19 protein-coding genes are annotated in these 17885 nt (G+C 74.7%); 9 read left to right on the top strand and 10 right to left on the bottom strand.

The annotated features are described in order from the left end of the window. Window positions 1-744 carry a thioesterase II family protein gene (locus ACFTWP_RS30690; RefSeq protein ID WP_380268201.1) on the top strand — a complete coding sequence of 248 codons (744 nt, stop codon included), beginning with the start codon at window positions 1-3 and terminating at the stop codon, window positions 742-744. Then, entirely contained in the window at window positions 738-1349 is a 612-nt protein-coding gene (locus tag ACFTWP_RS30695) for a LysE family translocator (RefSeq protein WP_380268202.1), read from the top strand. Before ACFTWP_RS30690 ends, ACFTWP_RS30695 begins: the two co-directional genes overlap by 7 nt. Before the next feature lie 30 nt (window positions 1350-1379). Here ACFTWP_RS30695 and ACFTWP_RS30700 read toward each other — a convergent pair whose 3' ends face one another. The 5 genes from ACFTWP_RS30700 to ACFTWP_RS30720 all read right to left on the bottom strand — a co-directional run bounded on the left by ACFTWP_RS30700 (window position 1380) and on the right by ACFTWP_RS30720 (window position 6081). After that, window positions 1380-2351: a LuxR C-terminal-related transcriptional regulator gene (locus ACFTWP_RS30700; RefSeq protein WP_380268203.1), complete on the bottom strand. Its 972-nt coding sequence runs from the start codon at window positions 2349-2351 to the stop codon at window positions 1380-1382. A 230-nt stretch (window positions 2352-2581) separates the two neighbouring features. Next, window positions 2582-4168 (bottom strand): MFS transporter, encoded by a 1587-nt coding sequence (locus tag ACFTWP_RS30705; protein WP_380268204.1) that lies wholly within the window; start codon window positions 4166-4168, stop codon window positions 2582-2584. Between the two features lie 231 nt (window positions 4169-4399). Then, on the bottom strand, window positions 4400-4930 hold the full coding sequence (locus tag ACFTWP_RS30710; protein ID WP_380268205.1) for a hypothetical protein: 531 nt from the start codon (window positions 4928-4930) through the stop codon (window positions 4400-4402). 162 nt (window positions 4931-5092) lie between these two features. Continuing rightward, window positions 5093-5374: a hypothetical protein gene (locus ACFTWP_RS30715; protein ID WP_380268206.1), complete on the bottom strand. Its 282-nt coding sequence runs from the start codon at window positions 5372-5374 to the stop codon at window positions 5093-5095. Between the two features lie 212 nt (window positions 5375-5586). After that, on the bottom strand, window positions 5587-6081 hold the full coding sequence (locus ACFTWP_RS30720; protein WP_380268207.1) for a peptidylprolyl isomerase: 495 nt from the start codon (window positions 6079-6081) through the stop codon (window positions 5587-5589). A gap of 251 nt (window positions 6082-6332) precedes the next feature. Here ACFTWP_RS30720 and ACFTWP_RS30725 point away from each other — a divergent pair, with 251 nt between their 5' ends. Together ACFTWP_RS30725 and ACFTWP_RS30730 are read left to right on the top strand one after the other, a co-directional pair. Further along, on the top strand, window positions 6333-7541 hold the full coding sequence (locus ACFTWP_RS30725) for an FAD-dependent oxidoreductase (protein ID WP_380268208.1): 1209 nt from the start codon (window positions 6333-6335) through the stop codon (window positions 7539-7541). A 134-nt stretch (window positions 7542-7675) separates the two neighbouring features. After that, complete coding sequence (locus tag ACFTWP_RS30730) at window positions 7676-8299, top strand: dihydrofolate reductase family protein (RefSeq protein WP_380268209.1); 624 nt, start codon at window positions 7676-7678, stop codon at window positions 8297-8299. Window positions 8300-8371: 72 nt separating this feature from the next. Here the strand turns inward: ACFTWP_RS30730 and ACFTWP_RS30735 are convergent, their stop codons facing one another. After that, entirely contained in the window at window positions 8372-8602 is a 231-nt protein-coding gene (locus ACFTWP_RS30735) for a hypothetical protein (protein ID WP_380268210.1), read from the bottom strand. 336 nt (window positions 8603-8938) lie between these two features. On the opposite strand from ACFTWP_RS30735, the gene ACFTWP_RS30740 reads away from it, so the two are divergent. The 3 genes from ACFTWP_RS30740 to ACFTWP_RS30750 all read left to right on the top strand — a co-directional run bounded on the left by ACFTWP_RS30740 (window position 8939) and on the right by ACFTWP_RS30750 (window position 11603). After that, complete coding sequence (locus ACFTWP_RS30740) at window positions 8939-9940, top strand: cytochrome P450 (protein ID WP_380268211.1); 1002 nt, start codon at window positions 8939-8941, stop codon at window positions 9938-9940. Window positions 9941-9972: 32 nt separating this feature from the next. Continuing rightward, complete coding sequence (locus ACFTWP_RS30745; RefSeq protein WP_380268266.1) at window positions 9973-10746, top strand: isocitrate lyase/phosphoenolpyruvate mutase family protein; 774 nt, start codon at window positions 9973-9975, stop codon at window positions 10744-10746. A gap of 164 nt (window positions 10747-10910) precedes the next feature. Beyond that, window positions 10911-11603, top strand: coding sequence for an aspartate/glutamate racemase family protein (locus tag ACFTWP_RS30750; RefSeq protein ID WP_380268212.1), 693 nt, complete (start codon window positions 10911-10913; stop codon window positions 11601-11603). Between the two features lie 25 nt (window positions 11604-11628). Here ACFTWP_RS30750 and ACFTWP_RS30755 read toward each other — a convergent pair whose 3' ends face one another. The 3 genes from ACFTWP_RS30755 to ACFTWP_RS30765 are packed head-to-tail and all read right to left on the bottom strand — an operon-like array spanning window position 11629 to window position 13732. Beyond that, window positions 11629-12303, bottom strand: a complete 675-nt coding sequence (locus ACFTWP_RS30755; RefSeq protein WP_380268267.1) for a response regulator — start codon at window positions 12301-12303, stop codon at window positions 11629-11631. An 8-nt stretch (window positions 12304-12311) separates the two neighbouring features. Continuing rightward, window positions 12312-13565 (bottom strand): sensor histidine kinase, encoded by a 1254-nt coding sequence (locus ACFTWP_RS30760; RefSeq protein ID WP_380268213.1) that lies wholly within the window; start codon window positions 13563-13565, stop codon window positions 12312-12314. After that, window positions 13553-13732 carry a hypothetical protein gene (locus tag ACFTWP_RS30765; protein ID WP_380268214.1) on the bottom strand — a complete coding sequence of 60 codons (180 nt, stop codon included), beginning with the start codon at window positions 13730-13732 and terminating at the stop codon, window positions 13553-13555. The genes ACFTWP_RS30760 and ACFTWP_RS30765 overlap by 13 nt, the downstream gene beginning before the upstream one ends. 206 nt (window positions 13733-13938) lie before the next feature. Between ACFTWP_RS30765 and ACFTWP_RS30770 the strand changes: the two genes are divergently transcribed. Both ACFTWP_RS30770 and ACFTWP_RS30775 read left to right on the top strand, forming a co-directional pair. Beyond that, on the top strand, window positions 13939-14631 hold the full coding sequence (locus tag ACFTWP_RS30770) for a DUF2306 domain-containing protein (protein WP_380268215.1): 693 nt from the start codon (window positions 13939-13941) through the stop codon (window positions 14629-14631). A 151-nt stretch (window positions 14632-14782) separates the two neighbouring features. After that, on the top strand, window positions 14783-15664 hold the full coding sequence (locus ACFTWP_RS30775) for a hypothetical protein (RefSeq protein ID WP_380268216.1): 882 nt from the start codon (window positions 14783-14785) through the stop codon (window positions 15662-15664). Between the two features lie 147 nt (window positions 15665-15811). Here ACFTWP_RS30775 and ACFTWP_RS30780 read toward each other — a convergent pair whose 3' ends face one another. Then, window positions 15812-17716, bottom strand: coding sequence for an alkyl/aryl-sulfatase (locus tag ACFTWP_RS30780; RefSeq protein ID WP_380268217.1), 1905 nt, complete (start codon window positions 17714-17716; stop codon window positions 15812-15814). Window positions 17717-17885 lie beyond the last annotated feature (169 nt).

Consider the following 17885-nt stretch of genomic DNA (forward strand, 5'->3'; position numbering starts at 1 on the left):
ATGGACGCCCCCGCCACACCGCGCTGGACCATCCGCGCACCGGGCTCCGAGCGGAGCGCCCGTACCCTCTACTGCCTTCCGCACGGCGGTGGTTCGGCCGCGGAGTACGTCCGCTGGGCCCGTGACCTGCGCAGGGTCGCGGTCTGCGCGGTCCAACTGCCCGGCCGCGGCTCCCGGCTGGAGGAGCCCGCACCCACCGGGATGGACGAGCTGGTCGGCACGCTGGTCGAGGAGCTCGTCCTCAACCCCCCGTACGTCCTCTTCGGGCACAGCTTCGGCGCCCTCGTCGCCTACGAGTTCGCCCAGGCGCTGCGCACGGCCGGGCGTCCGCTGCCCGAGCGGCTCATCCTGTCGAGCTACCCGGCCCCGCACCTGCCCCGCGAGAGCAGCGGGCTGCACCGGCTGCCCGACGGGGAGTTGCTGGCCGAGGTCGCCCGGCTGCACGGCGGCATCCCGGACGAGGTGCTCGGCAACGCCGAGTTGAGCCGGCTGGCCGCGCACTGCGTACGGGCCGACTACCGGATCGTGGAGACCTACAGCTGGCGGCCCCGACCGCCGCTGCCGGTGCCGATCACCGTCCTCGGCGGCCGGGATGACGTGGTGTCCGAGGAGCAGCTGGCGGCCTGGTGCGCGCACACCACCATGGGCCCGATCCGGCAACGCACGTTCGCCGGCGGCCACTTCTACTTCCGTGAACGGCAACGCGCCGCGGTGCTGCGGACGGTGGAGGCGGCGGCATGCTGACGTTCGCGGTCGCCGCGCTGCTCCTGATCATGATCCCCGGCCCCGACCAGGCACTGATCACCCGCAACGCCCTGGTCGGCGGCCGCTCCTCCGGTCTCCTCACCATGCTGGGCGGCATGCTCGGCCTGAGCGTCCACGTGAGCGCCGCCTCGCTCGGCGTCTCGGCGCTGCTGCTGGCCTCGGCGACCGCGTTCACCGTGCTCAAGGTCGTCGGCACGATGTACCTGGTATGGATGGGGATCGCCACGCTGCGCAGCGCGCGGCGCCGCACGCGCCAGGGCGGGGACACGCCGCAGGCCCCGTCGCTCTCCCGGGCACAGTGCCTGCGGCAGGGCTTCCTGTCGAACGCCCTCAACCCCAAGGTGGCGCTCTTCTTCGTGACCTTCCTGCCGCAGTTCCTGCCGGACAGCGCGCACACGCTGGGCAGCGCCCTGGAGCTGTCCGCGGTGTTCGTGCTGCTGTACCTGCTCTGGTTCAGCCTCTACACCGTCACGGTGGACCGCTTCGGAGCGTTCCTGCGCCGCCCCGTCGTCCGGCAGCGGATCGAGCGGTCCACCGGGGCGCTGCTGATCGCCTTCGGCGTCCGGCTCGCGCTGCAGCACTGACCGGGCCGGGCGCGGCCGGCCCGGGCGGGGTCAGACCAGCCCTCGGGAACAGGCGATGACACCGGCCTGGAACCGGCTGTGCGCCCCGAGGTGCCGGGAGAGCTCCGACACCAACCGGCTGACGGTGCGGACGGACACGCCCATCGAGCGGGCGATCCGTTCGTCCGTCAGCCCGTTGGCGAGCAGCCGCAGTGAGGTGCGGTGCTGCTCGGTCAGCCAGTCCGCCTGGAGGTCGGAGGCGGCGTGTCCGGGCCCCTGGTAGGGAATGGAGCGCAGCCAGTAGTCGTCGTAGAGGGCGGCGTAGGTGCGCACCAGCGCGGCGCCGCGGATCACGATCAGGGCCTGGCCGGGCTGGTCCGAGCGCGGCGGCAGCAGCGCGACGTCGAGGTCGCCGATGACGAGGCTGAACGGAACCTGCGGGGCGAGCCGCAGCTCCACCCCGACCCGCTGCACCTCGGCGAGGTACTTGCACTGCCAGCGCGCCGAGTTGAAGCCCTGTGGGTAGATGGCCCGGACGGCGACGCCCCGTCTGACCATCCGGCTCTTGTCGGTGAGGAAGCTGTTCAGGGTCTGGCGTATCGTCTTGGACGGCACCCGGTCGGCGTGCAGGGTGTCGCTCTGCGTCCTGGGGGTGTCGGAGAAGTCCCGCAGGACGCGCTGCTGGTCGCGCCAACCGACGACCATCTCCACCTCGACCCGCTCGGTCGCCCGTGCCACGGCGGGCCGGTAGCGGCCCAGCAGGGACTCGGTCGCGTCGACGATCGAGGTCAGTTCCTCGCACTGGGTGCGGAGCACCGCCTGCTTCTGGCGCAGCAGGCTCAGCAGGGCCGCGTCCGGTTCGACCAGGTCGGTCTCCCCGGCCGAGGCGCCGGGCCGGATCAGCCGGAGCGTCCGGAGTTCGGCCCGGGCGGCGGCCGCCTCCCCGGCGTCGAGCCCGAGGGCGTCCGCGGCATCGGCGAGGTCGCTGGAATCGTTCTCCCGCAGCCATTGGTAGAGGGCCAAGCCGGCGGTCTCGTTCCGTCCTGATTCCGCCATGAGGTCACCGGTCGCCCTTCCGTGGTCCGATGCGCGGCTCCGGATCGCGGAGCGCACACATGCGTGGAGTGCGGTGCGTGGTCGAATCCAACCACATCGTGAGCCGGTGCAGGCGTTGCAGAAGTCAACTGGCCGAAAACGTGAGCGAACCCGGCGACGCCGGGAACGTTCGCACACGGAAGCCGAGTTCCGGCGGGTCAGGGTGCCTCGACCGGCTCCGACGGTCCGCCGGCCTCCAGCGGCGCGGCCGCCTTGCGGGTCCGCCAGACGAGCGGGAGCGCCAGGCCCGCCACGACGGCGAGCAGTCCGGCCAGGGCGATCGCCCGACCGGCCCCGATCGCCTCGACCTGGCGGAAGGCCGCGTTGATCGCGTCACTGGTCGCCTGGTCGACGGAGGAGAGGATCTGGTCGGCCAACTTGGAGTCCGTCACGGCGTTTCCGAGCTGCTGGGCGTCCGCGTCGGAGAGTCCGGCCGCCTTGGCCCGGTCGATCGCCTGGTTCGTCTCCACCGCCTGTTCGACGGCGACCATCACCGCGACGCCGAAGGCGCCGCCCAGCATGCTGGTCACCTTGAACATGCCGGACGCCGTACCGGCCAGCTCCTCGGGCGGCCCGGCCACGGCGGTGTCCGACAGCGGGATCGACATCAGGCCGAGGCCGGCGCCGAGCACCAGCAGACCGCCGGCCAGGGCGGCGTAACTGTAGTGCCGGCCGATCAGGGCCGTCACCAGGGTGCCGGCGCCCAGCAGCAGCACCCCGGCCATCACCGGGAGCCGGGCCCCGCGGCGGGCCGACACCCGGCCGCCCACCGGGTTGAGCAGCAGGATGGTCACGGTGGAGGGCAGCAGCAGGAGCCCGGCCGCGACCGGGCCGTAGCCCCTGACCTCCTGGAGGTACAGCGTGAGCAGGAAGCTCACCCCCGCGAAGACGATGTTCATCACGGAGTTCGCCACCAGCGCCCCGCAGAACGGGCGGGAGGAGAACAATCTCAGGTCGATGAGCGGGTCGGACACGTGCTTCTCCAGCAGGACGAAGAGCCCTGCCAGGGCCACCGAGCCGACCAGCAGCGCGATGATCATCGGGTCGTCGAAACCCTTCTCCTGACCGGCCGTGCAGCCGTACAGCAGGCAGAACGCCGCCAGGGCGCTGGTGAACAGCCCCGGCAGGTCGATGTGCCGGGACGCCCTGGGGTCGGTGGACTCGACGGCCGAGCGCCGCACCAGCCACAGGCCGACCAACGCCAGCGGGGCGTTGATCCAGAAGGTGGAGCGCCAGCCGAGCACTCCGGTGAGGACGCCGCCGACGGCAGGCCCCGCGGCCTGGCCGACCCAGGCCACCGCCATCCAGGCGCCGAACGCCCTCGGCTGCTCCTCCGGCGGGAACATCGGCGGGATCAGCGCCAGCGTGGCGGGCAGGATCAGCGCGGCGCCCACCCCCATGGCCGCCCGCCCGACGATCATGCCGGTCACCCCGGGAGCGAACGCGGCCACCAGGGAGACGGCGCCCATCACGAGCAGGCCGAGCTCCAGCATCCGCTTGCGTCCGAACACGTCCCCGAGCCGACCCGCCGCCAGGACGAGCGCCCCGGTGGAGAGGCTGAACGCGTTGTTGGCCCACTGCAGGTCCGGCAGGGATACCGAGAGCTCCTCGGAGATCGTCGGGACGGCCACCCCGAAGTCGGCGAACGACAGCCAGACCATGCCGGCCGCGACGCACATGCCGGTGAGGGCCTTCCAGCGGTGCTCCGAGTACCCGTCGTGCGGAACACTGGTCGAACGGTCCATCAGCCGGCTCCCAAGCTCTGGCCGGCCTGGAGAGCTCGGGCCGGGGTCGACCCTTCAACTATGTGGGCCGGGGCCGCCACCTGCAGCCCGACACCGGCGGGGGGACACCCGGCTACGCCGAACGGGCGAGCCACCCGACCATGCCCGACGGCCGGGCCACCCGCTGCGCCGGCGCTCCCCGAGCCCGCCGGCGCCGCCGGAGGGTGCTCGGCCGGCGCCGGTCGGGGCCGGTCAGTCGAGGGAGGCGGCGAAGGCCTTGAGAGCCGTGAAGTCGTCCTCGCGCAGCCCGATCCGCGGATCGACGTGGTGGAGCAGCGCGGCTCCGCGGTGGGCGCCGGCCACGTGCCGGTGGTCCGCGTCGCCCTGTTCGTCGTCCACCCAGGCGAACGGCCGGCCCGCCGCGTACGCCAGCAGCGGGGCGGTCTTCCAGTGCACGCCGTCCGGGCGTTCGGTGAGCAGGGCCTCACCGAAGTCCACGAACGGCAGTTCGGGCAGACCGAGCACCGGTCCGATCCACCGGTTCGCGTCGCCCATCCAGGCGGTGGCCCAGCAGATCTCGTAGCCGAGGGCGGACAGTGCCCGCCCGTGTCCCGGATTCAGCCACACCTCCCGCGCTCTCGTACTCCGCCCCAGGATCCCCGGGCGCCCGCCGGTGGCGTGCCGGCCGCGGGCGGTGACGTACCCGTCGGGGCAGCTCTCGGGTACCGCCGCGTACGGGTTGAGTGGTCCGTCCACGTCGAGGAACAGCAACGGCCTGCTCACGGAGTCCCCCACGGTGTCGTCTGCGTCCGGACCGCCGGGGCGTCCCCGTCGGTGCGTCGCTGCCGGTAGATCACTGTCGGTACGTCGGCTCAGTAAGTCGGTTCAGTAGGTCGGTTCAGTACGTCGACTCGGTTCGTCGCCGTCGCGGCGCCGGCCCGGTGGTCAGGGCCGCTCGGTGTGGGCGGCGTGCTCGCCCAGTGCGGTGAGGATGTCCAGCAACGCGGCGACGGGCTGGTACTCGGAGCGTACCGCGGGGCTCAGCCCGCGCGCCTTCAGGTCGTCCCAAATCTCCCGCACGTGCTCCAGCAGGGCCTCGCGGGCCTGGAACTGGGCCTCGAAGGCGTCCGGGCCGAGGGCCTTCAACTTCTGCCGGTCCAGGCTCTCGACGGCCTCGGCGATCGCGAGGCCCGCCCGCCGTACGGACAGGTCGTCGGCTGTTGTCATCGTGCGCGTCCCCCGGTGCCACTGCTTTTGTCATGGCAGCTTAGAGGGATCCGGGCCCGGACGGGGCCGATCACGCGTTTTGCAGGGCGCGGGGCCGGTCGGGCCGGTCGGAACACCGTGCCGGGGCCGGTCGGTGGGCGAGGCCCGGGCGGAACGGGGCGGGGGCGGGACGGCCGCAGTCGCGGCGCCCGCCCCCGTCGGGGTCGCGGGAGTTACTCCACGATGCCGGACTCGGCGATGACGATCTTCGCGCGGGTGTTGCCGGAGGGGGAGCCCTTGCCCTCGATCTTGGTGACCAGGTCCTGGCCCTCCACGACCTCGCCGAACACGACGTGCTTGCCGTCCAGCCACGGCGTCAGCACCGTGGTGACGAAGAACTGCGAGCCGTTGGTGCCCGGGCCGGCGTTCGCCATGGACAGCAGGAACGGCTTGTCGTGCTTGAGCTTGAAGTTCTCGTCGGCGAAGGTCGTGCCGTAGATGCTCTTCCCGCCCGTGCCGTCCCCACGGGTGAAGTCACCGCCCTGCAGCATGAACTCGGGGATGACGCGGTGGAAGGCCGAACCGGCGTACCCGAAGCCGTGCTGCCCGGTGGCCAGCTCACGGAAGTTCTGAGCCGTCTTGGGAACCACGTCGTCGTACAGCTTGAAGACGATCCGGCCAGCGGCCTCGCCGTCGATGGTGATGTCGAAGTAAACGTTTGCAGCCATGCCCTCATCCTGCACCATCACACCGGCCCGCACCGCATCGCCCGCACCGGACACACCGTCCGGCCACCGGTCCGCCACCGGTCCGGCCGACGCGCGGGGGGCTCCGGAGCGGTGGCCGGCCGCCCGGCCCGGCGGGTTTCGGCCGGTCCCGGGGTTCGCCCCGGCCCCGCGGCGGCGGGCGGCTAGGGTTCAGGTGACGGAACGTCAGGACCCACCCGTGGCGGTGGGGTGAAGCCGGAGGGAGCACCGGGATGGTCGAGGTCGTGGTCATCGGCGGGGGGATCGGCGGCGCGGCGGTGGCCCTCGGGCTGCACAAGGCGGGCTTCCAGGTCACCGTCCACGAGGCGCACCCCGACGGCGGCGCGGACGCCGGGGCGTTCCTCACCCTCGCGAGCAACGGCATGCGCGCGCTCGCCGAACTGGACGCCGCGGCGGCGGCGGGTGCGCTCGGCTTCCCGCTCACCACGATGAGCGTGCTCGACGAGGCCGGGCGGGAGCTGGCCGCCGTACCCCTCGGGGAGCACGACCACCCGCCGACCCGCTACCGCTGCCTGCGGCGCGCGGACCTCGGCGAGGCACTGCGCGGCGAGGTGCGCCGCCGGGGGATCCCGATCCGGCACGGGGCCCGACTGCTCGGGCTGCGGGAGCGCGCGGACGCCGTCGAGCTGACGTTCGCGGACGGCGGCTCGGCGACCGCGGAGCTGGTGGTGGGCGCCGACGGCCTGCACTCGGCCGTCCGGTCCGGACTCGATCCGCAGGCTCCCGAGCCGCAGTACGCGGGCCAGCAGGTCTTCTACGGGTACACCGCCGACGCCCCGGTGCCGGCCGGGGGCGGCGGCGACCGGATCACGATGGTCCGGGGCAGCGGCGCCGCGTTCGGGTACGCGTTCTCCCCCGCCGGGGAGGCCTACTGGTTCGCGCGGGTGCCCGGCCCGCCGGCGGGTGCCGCGGAGCTGGCGGCCACCGGGCCGGCCGGCTGGCGCGAGCGGCTGCTGCCCCTGCTGCGGCCCGACCGGACGGCCGCGGCGGAGATCGTCGCCGCCACCGGCGACCGCCTGATGGTCACCAATGCCCGGCACCTGCCGCCCGGGGGCCGCTGGCGCGGGCGCCGCACCGTCCTGCTCGGCGACGCCGCCCACGCCGCCTCGCCCGCCACCGGACAGGGCGCCTCGATGGCCCTGGAGGACGCCGTGGTGCTGGCCAAGGCGCTGCGCGACGCGGGCTCCGGGCCCGATGACCGGGCGGCGGCGCTGGAGCACTACGAGCGGCTGCGCCGGCCCCGGGCGGAGCAGAACACCGCGGCCAGCGCCCGGCTCACGGCGAGCCGCACGAACGGGCCGACACCGTCCGGCGCGCCACCGCGCGACTCCGAGCGGCCAGCCCCCGGCGTGGACGAGGAGCTGCGGCGGCTGCTCGACTGGGACACCCCGTTGCCGGCGGCGCCGGACCACCCGGCCTGAGGTCCGCGGCGCGGGCGGGCCGGGTAGCCGGGCGGCGCGGCAGGCCCGCGGCTTCGGCGCGCCGCGGGCGGCGGAGCCGGTCCCGTCTGGAAATCTGGGCGCAGTGACCGCGCCGGACGGAGACGGGAAGCGCCATGACCGAACTGACCTTCACCACGTTCCTCACCCTGGACGGTGTGGTGCAGGCCCCCGGCGGTCCCGAGGAGGACACCAGCGGCGGCTTCGGGTTCGGCGGCTGGCTCGTCCCCTTCGGCGACGAGGAGGTGGGCGACTTCATGACGGAGGTCGTCGACCGCGCCGGCGCCTTCCTGCTCGGCCGCCGCACGTACGAGATCTTCGCCGGCTACTGGCCCAAGGTGACCGACCCGCAGAACCGGATCGCCACCCGGCTGAACTCCCTGCCCAAGTACGTCGCCTCAGCGACCCTCGACCGGACCCACTGGGCGGGCAGCACGCTCCTCGGCGCGAACGTCCCGGAGCAGGTGGCGCAGCTCAAGGAGCAGCACTTCGACGGTGAACTCCAGATCCACGGCAGCGGATCGCTCGCCGGGTCCCTGCTGGAGCACGACCTCATCGACGAGTACCGGCTGCTGGTCTTCCCCGTCGTCCTCGGCCAGGGCAAGCGCCTGTTCCCGGAGGTCGGACTGCCCACCTCGTTCCGGCTCCTGGAATCCCGCACCACCGCCGCCGGGGTCGCCATCCACACCTACCGGCCCGTCGGACGGGCGGTCTTCGGGAGCTTCGCCACCGACGGGTGAGTGCTGCCCCCGCCCCCGGGCGGAGCCCTCGGGGGACGTGCGGTGTGGCCCGTGGTGCCGGAGCCACCGCCGTCAGGCGGTCCCGCCCGCCGACCCGGCGTCGGCACGTCGCAGGTGCTCCTCGCGGATCTCCTCCCACGGCCGGCACTCCTCGGGGGCGGGCAGTCCGTTGAGCGCGACGTCCTCCAGCAGGGAGGCCAGCGTCGCCGCCCGGGCCAGCTCGCGCGTCGCCAGGGTGTGCAGGGCCTCGGCCTCGTCGGCGCTGACCCGCTCGCGCACGGGCGATGCGTCATGAGTCGTCATGCTGCGGCTCCTTCGCTGCTCCCGGCCCGGGGACACCGGTTGCCGGCGGTGCCCGGTGGAGCGCCGCCGTCCCTCCTCGCCCCGGGTGGCGAACCGAAGCGACGTACGGCCGGGGCCGTGCGTCAAATGTAGCGGCAGGCAACCCCGCCCGGGCGAAGTCCGGAAGTTCGGAACTCGGGAACTCGGGAACTCGGGAACTCCGGAAGGACGGAAGGACGGAAGGGCGGAAGGGCGGTCCGGGCCGTGGCGGCGTTTCTGACGGTGGCTCCGATGCCGGCCGGCCACCACGGCACGGTTCGGCGGGCGCCGAAACGTGCCGCTCCTAGAGTGGCGGACATGCCCACCACGGAGCACGTGTTCACCCGCCACGCCGAGGTCGGGACGGCCCTCGCCGACCCGCACCTCGTCCCGCTGCCCGCCCGGTCGGGCCCGCCGGGGAGCACGGCCTGGCTGCGTGCCACGGTGGCCAGGTTCAGCGCCGGGGACGTACACGCGCGCCGGCGAGCCCTGGTCGAGGCCGAGCTGGCCCGGCTCGATCCGGCGACGCTGCGGACGGCCGCCGCCGCGGCCACCGGGCCCGACGCCCGGCTCCGGGTGGTGGGGGTGCTCGCCGCCGCGCTGGGCGTCGCCGAGCCCGAGGCGGTCGCCCGGGCGGTGGTGGTGGTCGCGGGCGCCTACTTCGGCAGCGCGGCTCCCGGCGCGGGGCCGGGAGCCGGCCCCGCGCATGCCTCCTCCGACGACGCTGCCGACGAGGCCGACGAGGCCGAGGCCGACGACGCTGCCGACGCCGCGGTGGCCTGGCTGCTCCCCCGGCTGCTCCCCGACCCGCCCGCCCCCGGCGGTGCGCCCGACCCGGACGAGGCGGCGCTGGAGGCCGCCGCCAACCGGATCGGACTGCTCGTCCAGGCCTGCGACGCGACCGCCACGCTGGTCGAGCACACCCGCCGTGCGGTCGCCGACCGGCCCGGCAGTCACTCCCCCGAGGCCCTGCTGGTCGAGACCCTTCGGCACGATCCGCCGGTCCGTGCCCTGCGCCGGGTCGCCGTACGCGGCACCCGGGTCGCCGGTGTCGAGATCGCCGCCGGGGACGTCGTCCTGCTCGACGTCGCCGCCGCCAACCGGGACCCGGAGGTGTTCACCGACCCGGACGTCTTCACCCCCGACCGGGCCCCCGCCGCCGGGCCGGCGGCGCTGACCTTCGGCGCCGCGCCCCGGCTCTGCCCCGGCCACCGGCACGCGCTCGCCCTGGCCGCCGGAGTCCTGACCGCCGGAGTCCTGGCTGCCGGAGTCCTGGACGGCGCAACCCGCGACGGCGACGACCGCCCGACCACCCCGTGAGCACCACCCACCCCACCCCACCGGAGAACGCCATGACCCCCTTCGCCGCTCTGCACCGGCCCGGCGCACCCCTGCTGCTCCCCAACGCCTGGGACCACGCCTCGGCGGTACTGCTCGCCGACCAGGGCTTCGCGGCGATCGGCACCACCAGCCTGGGGGTCGCGGCGGCGGCCGGCCTCCCCGACGGCACGGGCGCCACCCGGGCGGAGACCCTGCGGCTGGCCCGACGGCTGGGCCGGGAGCCGTTCCCGGTCTCCGTGGACGTGGAGGCCGGCTTCAGCGACGACCCCGCCGAGGTCGCCGCGCTCGCCGGTGAACTGGCCGCGGCCGGCGTGGCCGGCCTCAACCTGGAGGACGGCCGGGCCGACGGCTCGCTGGCCCCGGCGGCCCTGCACGCGGCGAAGATCGCGGCGGTGAAGGCCGAGGCCCCCGGCCTCTTCGTGAACGCCCGTACCGACACCTACTGGCTGGGCGGCCACGAGCGGGAGACCGTGGAGCGGCTCGACGCCTATCAGCAGGCCGGCGCCGACGGGGTGTTCGTACCCGGCCTGGCCGACCCGGCCGGCATCGCCGAGCTGGTCCGGCAGGTCGAGGCGCCGCTGAACGTCCTGCTCTCCCCCGCCGGGCCCACCCTGCCGCAGCTCGCCGACCTCGGTGTGGCGCGGGTCAGCCTGGGTTCGCTGCTCTACCGCCTGGCTCTCGGCGCCGCCGTCGCGGCGGCCGTGGCCGTCCGGGAGGGCCGGTCGCCCGCCGGGGTGACGTCCCGGGCCCCGAGCTACACCGACGTCCAGCGGCTCATCCGCTGACCCGCCGACCCGCTGACCGACTGACCCGCTAACCCGCTGACCGCCTGACCGCCTGACCGCCTGACCGCCTGACCGCAGGGTCCGTACGCCCGGCTCCCGCCCGCCCGGAAGCCCTGCGGGCCCTCCCCCGCCGGTGCCGGCCGGGGTTGTGCCAGAGTGGCCCGGTGAAGACCATCGGACTGCTCGGCGGGATGAGCTGGGAATCGACCGCGGAGTACTACCGCCTGCTGAACGTGCTGACCCGCGAGCGCCTGGGCGGGCTGCACTCGACCAGGTGCGTGCTGTACTCCGTCGACTTCGCCGAGATCGAGCGGCTCCAGGTCGCCGGGGACTGGCGCCGGGCGGGCGAGGTGCTGGCCGAGGCCGCCAGGTCGCTGGAGGCGGCGGGGGCCGACCTGCTGCTGATCTGCACCAACACCATGCACAAGGTCGCGGACCAGGTGGCCGAGGCGGTGTCCGTGCCGCTGCTGCACCTGGCCGACACCACCGCGCAGGCGGTGCTCGCCGCCGGTCTCGGCAAGGTCGGGCTGCTCGGCACCGCGTTCACGATGGAGCAGGACTTCTACCGGGACCGCCTCGCGGGCCACGGTCTGGAGGTGATCCTGCCGGACGGGGCCGGGCGGGCGGAGGTGCACCGGGTGATCTACGAGGAGCTCTGCCTCGGCATCGTCCGTACGCAGTCGCGGGACGCGTACCGGGCCGTGATCGCCGACCTGGTCGCGGCCGGCGCGGAGGGGATCGTCCTGGGCTGCACCGAGATCGAGCTACTGATCGGCCCCGAGCACAGCCCCGTCCCGGTGTTCGCGACCACCAGCCTGCACGCCCGGGCCGCCGTGGACGCCGCGCTGGCGCCCTGACCCCCGTACTCGGGACCACGGCCCGTCACAGCGGGTCCGCCGCGGCCATCAGGCCGCCCCGGTGGGCGATCGCCACCGCCTGCGCGCGGTCCCGCGCGCCGGTCTTCGCGAGGATCCGCTTCATGTGCGTCTTCACCGTCGACTCGGCGACCACCAGCAGCTCGGCGATCTCCGCGTTGGAGTCGCCCTCCGCGGCGCGGCGCAGCACCTGCCGCTCCCGGGAGGTCAGCCCGGCCAGCCGACGGTCGGGGACGGCGGGCACCGCCGGGGCGGGGCCGCGGGCGACGAGGTGGCTCACCAGGTCGCGGGTGATGGCCGGGTCCAGCAGGGCCTGGCCGGCCGCGAGCGTCCGGACGGCGTCGACCAGCCGCTCGGGCGAGGCCCGCTTGAGCAGGAACCCGCCCGCACCGGCCCGCAGCGCGCCCCAGACGTACTCGTCGTGGTGGAAGGTGGTCAGCACCAGCACGCGGGTCGCCAGGCCGTCGGCGACGATCCGCCGGGTCGCCTCGATCCCGTCGATGCCGGGCATCCGGACGTCCATCAGGACGACGTCCGGCAGCAGCGTGCGGCACAGTTCGACCGCCTGCAGGCCGTCGGCGGCCTGACCGACCACCTCGATGCCGTCCTCGGTGCCGAGGACCACGGCGACGCCCGCCCGGAGGAGGGCGTCGTCGTCGGCGATCACCACCCGCACCCGCACCCCGGCCGTCACCCGAGCGGGAGCAGCACGTGGATCCGGAACCCGCCCCGTTCACCGCCCTCGTGTTCCAGGCTGCCGCCGAACATCGCGACCCGTTCGGCGATCCCCAGCAGGCCCCGGCCGGGCGTGTAGCCGCCGGGGGCGCCGCGGCCGGCGTCGCGGACCAGGAGGTCGAGCAGGCCCGCCTCGGGGCGGACGGCGACGGTCACCGTGGCGGTCACGGTGTCGGCGGCGCCGGTCCGGCCGTGCTTGACCGTGTTGGTGAGGGCCTCCTGGACGATCCGGTAGGCGGACCGGTCGATGGTGCGCGGCACCTGGTCGAGAGCGGGATCCAGCCGGGCGGTGACCCGGACGCCGGCCTGGCCGACGCGGTCGATCAGCCGGGGCAGGTCCGCGAGGCCGGGTTGCGGGTCGGGGCCGTCCGGGGCGGGCGGCCCCTGCTCGGAGCCGGTGGCCTGGGCGGAAGGCGGCGGGCCGACCCGGCGCAGCAGGCCGAGTACCCGGTCGAGTTCGTCGAGCGCCTCCCGTCCGGTGTGCTCCAGCCCCGCGAGCAGCTCGCGGGTCTGCTCCGGGTCCCGGGGGAGGACCCGGCGGGCGGCGCCGGCCTGGACCAGCATCACGTTCAGCGTGTGGCCCACCAGGTCGTGCAGCTCGCGGGCGATCCTGGCCCGTTCCTCGACGACGACGCGCTGGCGCAGCAGCCGGCGGGCGATCTCGCGCTCCTCCTGGCGCCGCGCGGTGGCGTAGCCGACGGCCCAGGCCAGCAGCCAGAGGAAGAGGACGCCCGCGGGCACGGCCGGGTAGGTGTGGGCCAGGCCGGCGAAGTACGCGGCCAGGCCGGGGAGCAGCACGAGCGGCCCCAGCCGGGCCCGGCCGCGCGTGGCGTACAGGCCGAGCGAGTGGAGGCCGATCAGGTTCGCGTACGGGGAGACGGGGCTGGGCAGCACGAACAGCGCCTCGACCGCGAGCGCCGCCGTCCCGGCGAGGTATGCGGCCAGCGGCGCGCGGCGGCGCAGGGCGAGGGCGCCGGCGACGACGAGGCTGAGCAGGAGGGCCGGTGGGAGCGCCAGGTGTGCCGGCGCTGCCGCCCGGACGCGTTCGGCGACCATGGCGGCGAGGCATGCGGCGGCGAGCGCGCCGTCCAGGAGGGCGGCGCCCCGACCGGTGCGGCGCAGGTCGGCGACGCCGCTCCGGGCGGCACCGACCAGCCGGGCCGCCCCGAGCACCCGGGCGGAGCCCGCGCCGGCCGTCACGCCGCGCACGCCTGCTCCACCCGGCCGAGACGGCCGAGGCGGTCGAGACGGTCGAGACGGTCGAGGTGCTCCCGGAGGTCCGCGAACGGCTCGGCGGCCGGGGCTCCTGACGGCGCGCCGGCCGGCGGGGCGGCCGGGCGCCTGGTGCGGGGTGCGGGGGACGTCGGCAGGCTCATCGCAGCTCCGGTGGGTCGCGCTCACCGCAGCGCGGTGACAGCTCCGGACCCTAGCGGCACACGGTGGGCGGGCGCATCGCCCGGCGGGGGTACGACGGACGTACCCCCGGCGGGGTACGCGGGGCCGGACGTACCCTCCCGCCGGCACCACGGACGGCCTCCGGAGGGGGACGCCGCCGGGCCCGCCGCTCCGTAGCGTCCTCGCCATGAACCCCTCCGGACCCACCGCAGCCCCGCCCGCTCCCCGCCCCCGGGCCCGGCCGGCCACGCCGGCGCCCACCGCCCTCCGCCGGGCCGGCTGGATCACGGTCACCGTGCTGGCCACCGCGATCTCCCTGCTCTCCGCCCGCTATCTGACCCTCGACCCCGACACCTTCCTCCCGGAGCAGCGCGCCACCTACCTCGCCCATCTGGCGCCGCTGACGCTGCACGTGGGAGGCGCGGTGGTGGCACTGCTCCTGGGGCCCTGGCAGTTCCCGCCCCGCTTCCGCAGCCGGTACCCGGCCGTGCACCGGTTGATCGGCCGGATCTACCTGGTGAGCACGCTGGCCACCGCGTCCGGCGGCCTGTGGCTGGCTCCGAACGGGCTGTTCGGCCCGATCGCCCCGCTCGGCTTCGGTGCGCTGGGGCTGCTGGTGGCGGCGACCTCGGTGGCCGCGTACGTCACGATCAGGCGGGGCGCGGTGGCCCGCCACCAGGTGTGGATGATCAGGTCGTACGCCCTGATCTTCACCGGGGTGACGTTCCGGTTGTGGATCTCGGGCTTCTCGGCGGCCGGCGTCCCGTTCGGGCAGGCGTACGAGAGCGGCGCCTGGGCGGCCTGGCTGCTGGACCTGCTGGTAGCCGAACTCGTCATCGCCCGGCTCCGGGACCGGCGCCCGCCCGTAGCAAACAGCTGAGGTCGTCGCACCGTCAGATCGGCCACCGTCAAAGGGAGTCCAGCGTTCCGGATGCCGCCGGCCGGCCCGGTCCGGGCTCGCTGGACAGTGCGGTTCCGGGTGGTGTTCGATCAGGTCCCGACGCCGTAGCCGCCCCCGGGAGGATCTCGCCATGACGCTCGACCGTGCCCTACCACGCCGCGCCTGGCACCACCTGGAGCCGATGCACGCGGTGCTGTACTTCGCCCAGGAGGCCGCCGTCGAGGCCGAGGCGCTCGGCTACGACGTGACGGACCGCTGGCCCCGCTACTTCGCCTGGCGGATCGCCCCGTTGGGGGCGGTGGGCGCCGAGGTGGCCACCGCCGTCTGTTACAGCTTCAGCCCCGCGGCCGTCGCCCGCCACGTGCCGAAGGCCTGGGCGGTGGCCGGTCCGGAGAAGGTCCTGGAGGCACGGCTGCGGTCGGTGGACGCCGTCTACCGCAGCCTGTTCGCCGGGCGGCTGCACACCGCCGAGTTCACCGAACTGGTGGGGCTGGCCCGGCTGGCGGCCGAGGCCGCCGTGACGGCCGGGCGGCCGCTGGCCGCGGCCAACGCCGCGTTGGCCTGGCCCGAGGAGCCGCATCTGGCGCTCTGGCAGGCGGTCACCGTCCTGCGCGAGCACCGCGGGGACGGGCACCTGGCCGCACTCCTCACGGCGGGCCTGGACCCGTGCGAGTCGCTGGTCTCCTTCGCCGCGGTGGGAGCCGCTCCGGCGGAGAACTTCGCCGGCCGCGGCTGGACGGACGAGGAGTGGTCGGCCGCCCGGGAGCGGCTGGCCTCGCGCGGCTGGCTGGACGCGGACGGCGAGGTCACCGAGCGCGGGCGGGCCGGCCGCAACGAGGTCGAGCGGCTCACCGACCAGCTGGCGGCCGGGCCGTGGGAGGCGCTGGGGACCGAGCGGTCCGAGCGCTTCATGGAGCTGATGGTGCCCTTCTTCCTGGGCGTGATCCAGGCCGGACTGCTGCCGATGCAGAGCACGCTGGGTATCACCACCGTGCCCGCACCCACCTGGTGACCTCCCCCGGGCGAGCCGCTCGCGGCCGGCGGGACGCCGGCCGCCGCCCCGGCGTTCCCGAGGCCGCGGCCGGCGGACGCCCGCTCCCGTTGCCGGGAGAGGTGGGGCCGGGAGAGGTGGGGCCGCGAGCGGTGCGGTGCAGTGCGGTCAGGGCGTGACGACGGCGAAGTCCGGGTCGAAGTCGTCGAAGAGACCGGCGAGGGTCTGGAGGGCGGTCTCGTCCCCGTCGAGGACGATCTTCCCCGCCTGGGCCAGCTGCCCGGCGGTGGCGGGCTTCAGCAGGGCGCCGACGAGGGCCGACTTGGGCCCGGTGACGGTGAGCCGGGTGTCGGCCGAGGCGCCGGGCCGGGCGTTGAGGACACCGCGCCCGACCCACATCGTCCAGGTCTGGTCCGAGTCGGTGAAGTGGAAGTCGATCCGCAGGTCGGCGTTCGCGGCCTTGTCGCCGATCAGGTGGACGGCGGCGTAGTCGAAGAGGATGTCGATCGGCATGGCGAGGATGCTGTCCGGGCTGGCGGTGGCGAACGCGGCGGGCAGCACGCCCTCCCGCAGCTCCCGGGCGGCGGTGAGGAAGACGCCTCGCCACTGCGGCCCCTCCGCCTGGTAGCCCATCTGCTCGTAGGCGTCGGCCTGGAGGTCGCGGGCGGCCTGGTGGTCGGGCTGCGCGAAGACCAGGGCGTGCAGGATCTGCGCGGCCCAGCGGTAGTCGGCGGCGGCGATCGCGCGCCGGCCCTCGGCGAGGATCTTCTCCGCGCCGATCAGGTCGACGAACCGCCTGGCGGTCTCCACCGGCGGGTGCGGGTGGAGGGAGACCGGGTCGCCGTCCCACATGCCGAGTTCCTTGGTGAACACCGCGCGCACGTCGTGGTGGAGGGTGCCGTGGTAGCCGCGGTTGAACCACCTGCGGCCCAGCTCCTCGGGCAGCTCGATCTCCTCGGCCGCCTCCAGCGGGGTGTAGCCCTTGTTCGCCAGGCGCAGGGCCTGGTCGTGGATGTACTTGTAGGTGTCGCGCTGGGACTCCAGGAACGCGGTCACCTCGCCGTTCCCCCAGACCGGCCAGGTGTGCGGGCCGTAGTGGACTAGGACGTCGTCGCCCCAGCGCTGCAGGGTCTCGTCGAGGTAGCGGGCGAAGTTGCGGGCGTCCCGGGTGCGCGCGCCGCGCAGGGTCTGGATGTTGTGCAGGGAGTGGTTGGCGTTCTCCGCGCAGGTGAGCGCGCCGAGCTGGGGGATCCAGATGTGCATCTCCTCCGGCGCCTCGGTGTCCGGGGCGTAGAGGAACTCGAACTCCAGGCCGGCGAGGTCCCGCCGGGTGCCGGTCCGGGTGATCCCGTCGGTCGGGGAGATGTAGGAGACGGTGACGCCCGGTCCGGTACCGATGCCGATGCCGCAGGTGACGCAGCCGGTCGCGCTGAGGTCGAGCAGGCTGCCGAAGGCGTAGCCGGCCCGGCGGGACATCGCGTTGCCCGCGATGACGTTCTCGCCGATCGCGTGCTTGTCGAAGGAGGCGATCGTCCCCGGGGCGATGATCGGGACCTTGCCGGAGGCCACGTCCTCGACGCTCACCACGCCCTTCACGCCGCCGTAGTGGTCGATGTGGGTGTGGGTGTAGATCACCGCGGCCACCGGCTTGTCGCTGACGTGCTCGCGGATCATCGCCATGCCCTGGGCGGCGGCCTCGACGGAGGCCATGCAGTCGACGACGACCAGGCCGTGCTCGCCCTCGACGACGGTCAGATTGGCGATGTCGTTGTTGCGGACCTGGTAGACGCCGTCGACGACCTTGAACAGGCCGCCCTTGGAGATCAGTTGCGACTGCCGCCACAGGCTCGGGTTCACCGTGTCGGGCGCCGGGGCGTCGTCGGCGAGGTGGTCGTAGGCGGCCGGATCGAAGATGACGTGCCCGTCGGCCCCGGACAGCCGGCACGGGAGCGGGGCGATCAGCCCGCGGGCACTGTCGGCGAAGTCCTGCCGGTCGGCCATGTCGTACCCGGCCAGCGCCTCCCGGTTCGCGGTGGCGGTGGCAGGGGTGGCGGGCTTCGATATCCGGGCCATGGAGACCCTCCTGTCCGGTACGGCGACGGCTGACTCCCCCAGCCTTCCGGGAACCCGCCCCCCGGCAAGGCGACAGGGCCGTTCGGGTGAGGGGCCGGACACCGCCCCGGGCGCGCCACGGGTGCCCCGCCCGCGGAGGGCGGCTCCGCCGGGCATCGGGCGCGCCGCG

This window comes from Kitasatospora sp. NPDC057015, assembly GCF_042673745.1.
In the GTDB taxonomy this organism is placed as follows: Bacteria; Actinomycetota; Actinomycetes; order Streptomycetales; family Streptomycetaceae; genus Kitasatospora.

What these genes read in the sequence shown, in the direction of transcription:
- ACFTWP_RS30690 (WP_380268201.1), top strand. Translation starts at nt 1, where the DNA reads ATGGACGCCCCCGCCACACCGCGCTGGACCATCCGCGCACCGGGCTCC.
- ACFTWP_RS30695 (WP_380268202.1), top strand. Translation starts at nt 738, where the DNA reads ATGCTGACGTTCGCGGTCGCCGCGCTGCTCCTGATCATGATCCCCGGC.
- ACFTWP_RS30705 (WP_380268204.1), bottom strand. Translation starts at nt 4,168, where the DNA reads ATGGACCGTTCGACCAGTGTTCCGCACGACGGGTACTCGGAGCACCGC.
- ACFTWP_RS30715 (WP_380268206.1), bottom strand. Translation starts at nt 5,374, where the DNA reads ATGACAACAGCCGACGACCTGTCCGTACGGCGGGCGGGCCTCGCGATC.
- ACFTWP_RS30720 (WP_380268207.1), bottom strand. Translation starts at nt 6,081, where the DNA reads ATGGCTGCAAACGTTTACTTCGACATCACCATCGACGGCGAGGCCGCT.
- ACFTWP_RS30725 (WP_380268208.1), top strand. Translation starts at nt 6,333, where the DNA reads ATGGTCGAGGTCGTGGTCATCGGCGGGGGGATCGGCGGCGCGGCGGTG.
- ACFTWP_RS30730 (WP_380268209.1), top strand. Translation starts at nt 7,676, where the DNA reads ATGACCGAACTGACCTTCACCACGTTCCTCACCCTGGACGGTGTGGTG.
- ACFTWP_RS30735 (WP_380268210.1), bottom strand. Translation starts at nt 8,602, where the DNA reads ATGACGACTCATGACGCATCGCCCGTGCGCGAGCGGGTCAGCGCCGAC.
- ACFTWP_RS30740 (WP_380268211.1), top strand. Translation starts at nt 8,939, where the DNA reads ATGCCCACCACGGAGCACGTGTTCACCCGCCACGCCGAGGTCGGGACG.
- ACFTWP_RS30745 (WP_380268266.1), top strand. Translation starts at nt 9,973, where the DNA reads ATGACCCCCTTCGCCGCTCTGCACCGGCCCGGCGCACCCCTGCTGCTC.
- ACFTWP_RS30765 (WP_380268214.1), bottom strand. Translation starts at nt 13,732, where the DNA reads ATGAGCCTGCCGACGTCCCCCGCACCCCGCACCAGGCGCCCGGCCGCC.
- ACFTWP_RS30770 (WP_380268215.1), top strand. Translation starts at nt 13,939, where the DNA reads ATGAACCCCTCCGGACCCACCGCAGCCCCGCCCGCTCCCCGCCCCCGG.
- ACFTWP_RS30775 (WP_380268216.1), top strand. Translation starts at nt 14,783, where the DNA reads ATGACGCTCGACCGTGCCCTACCACGCCGCGCCTGGCACCACCTGGAG.
- ACFTWP_RS30780 (WP_380268217.1), bottom strand. Translation starts at nt 17,716, where the DNA reads ATGGCCCGGATATCGAAGCCCGCCACCCCTGCCACCGCCACCGCGAAC.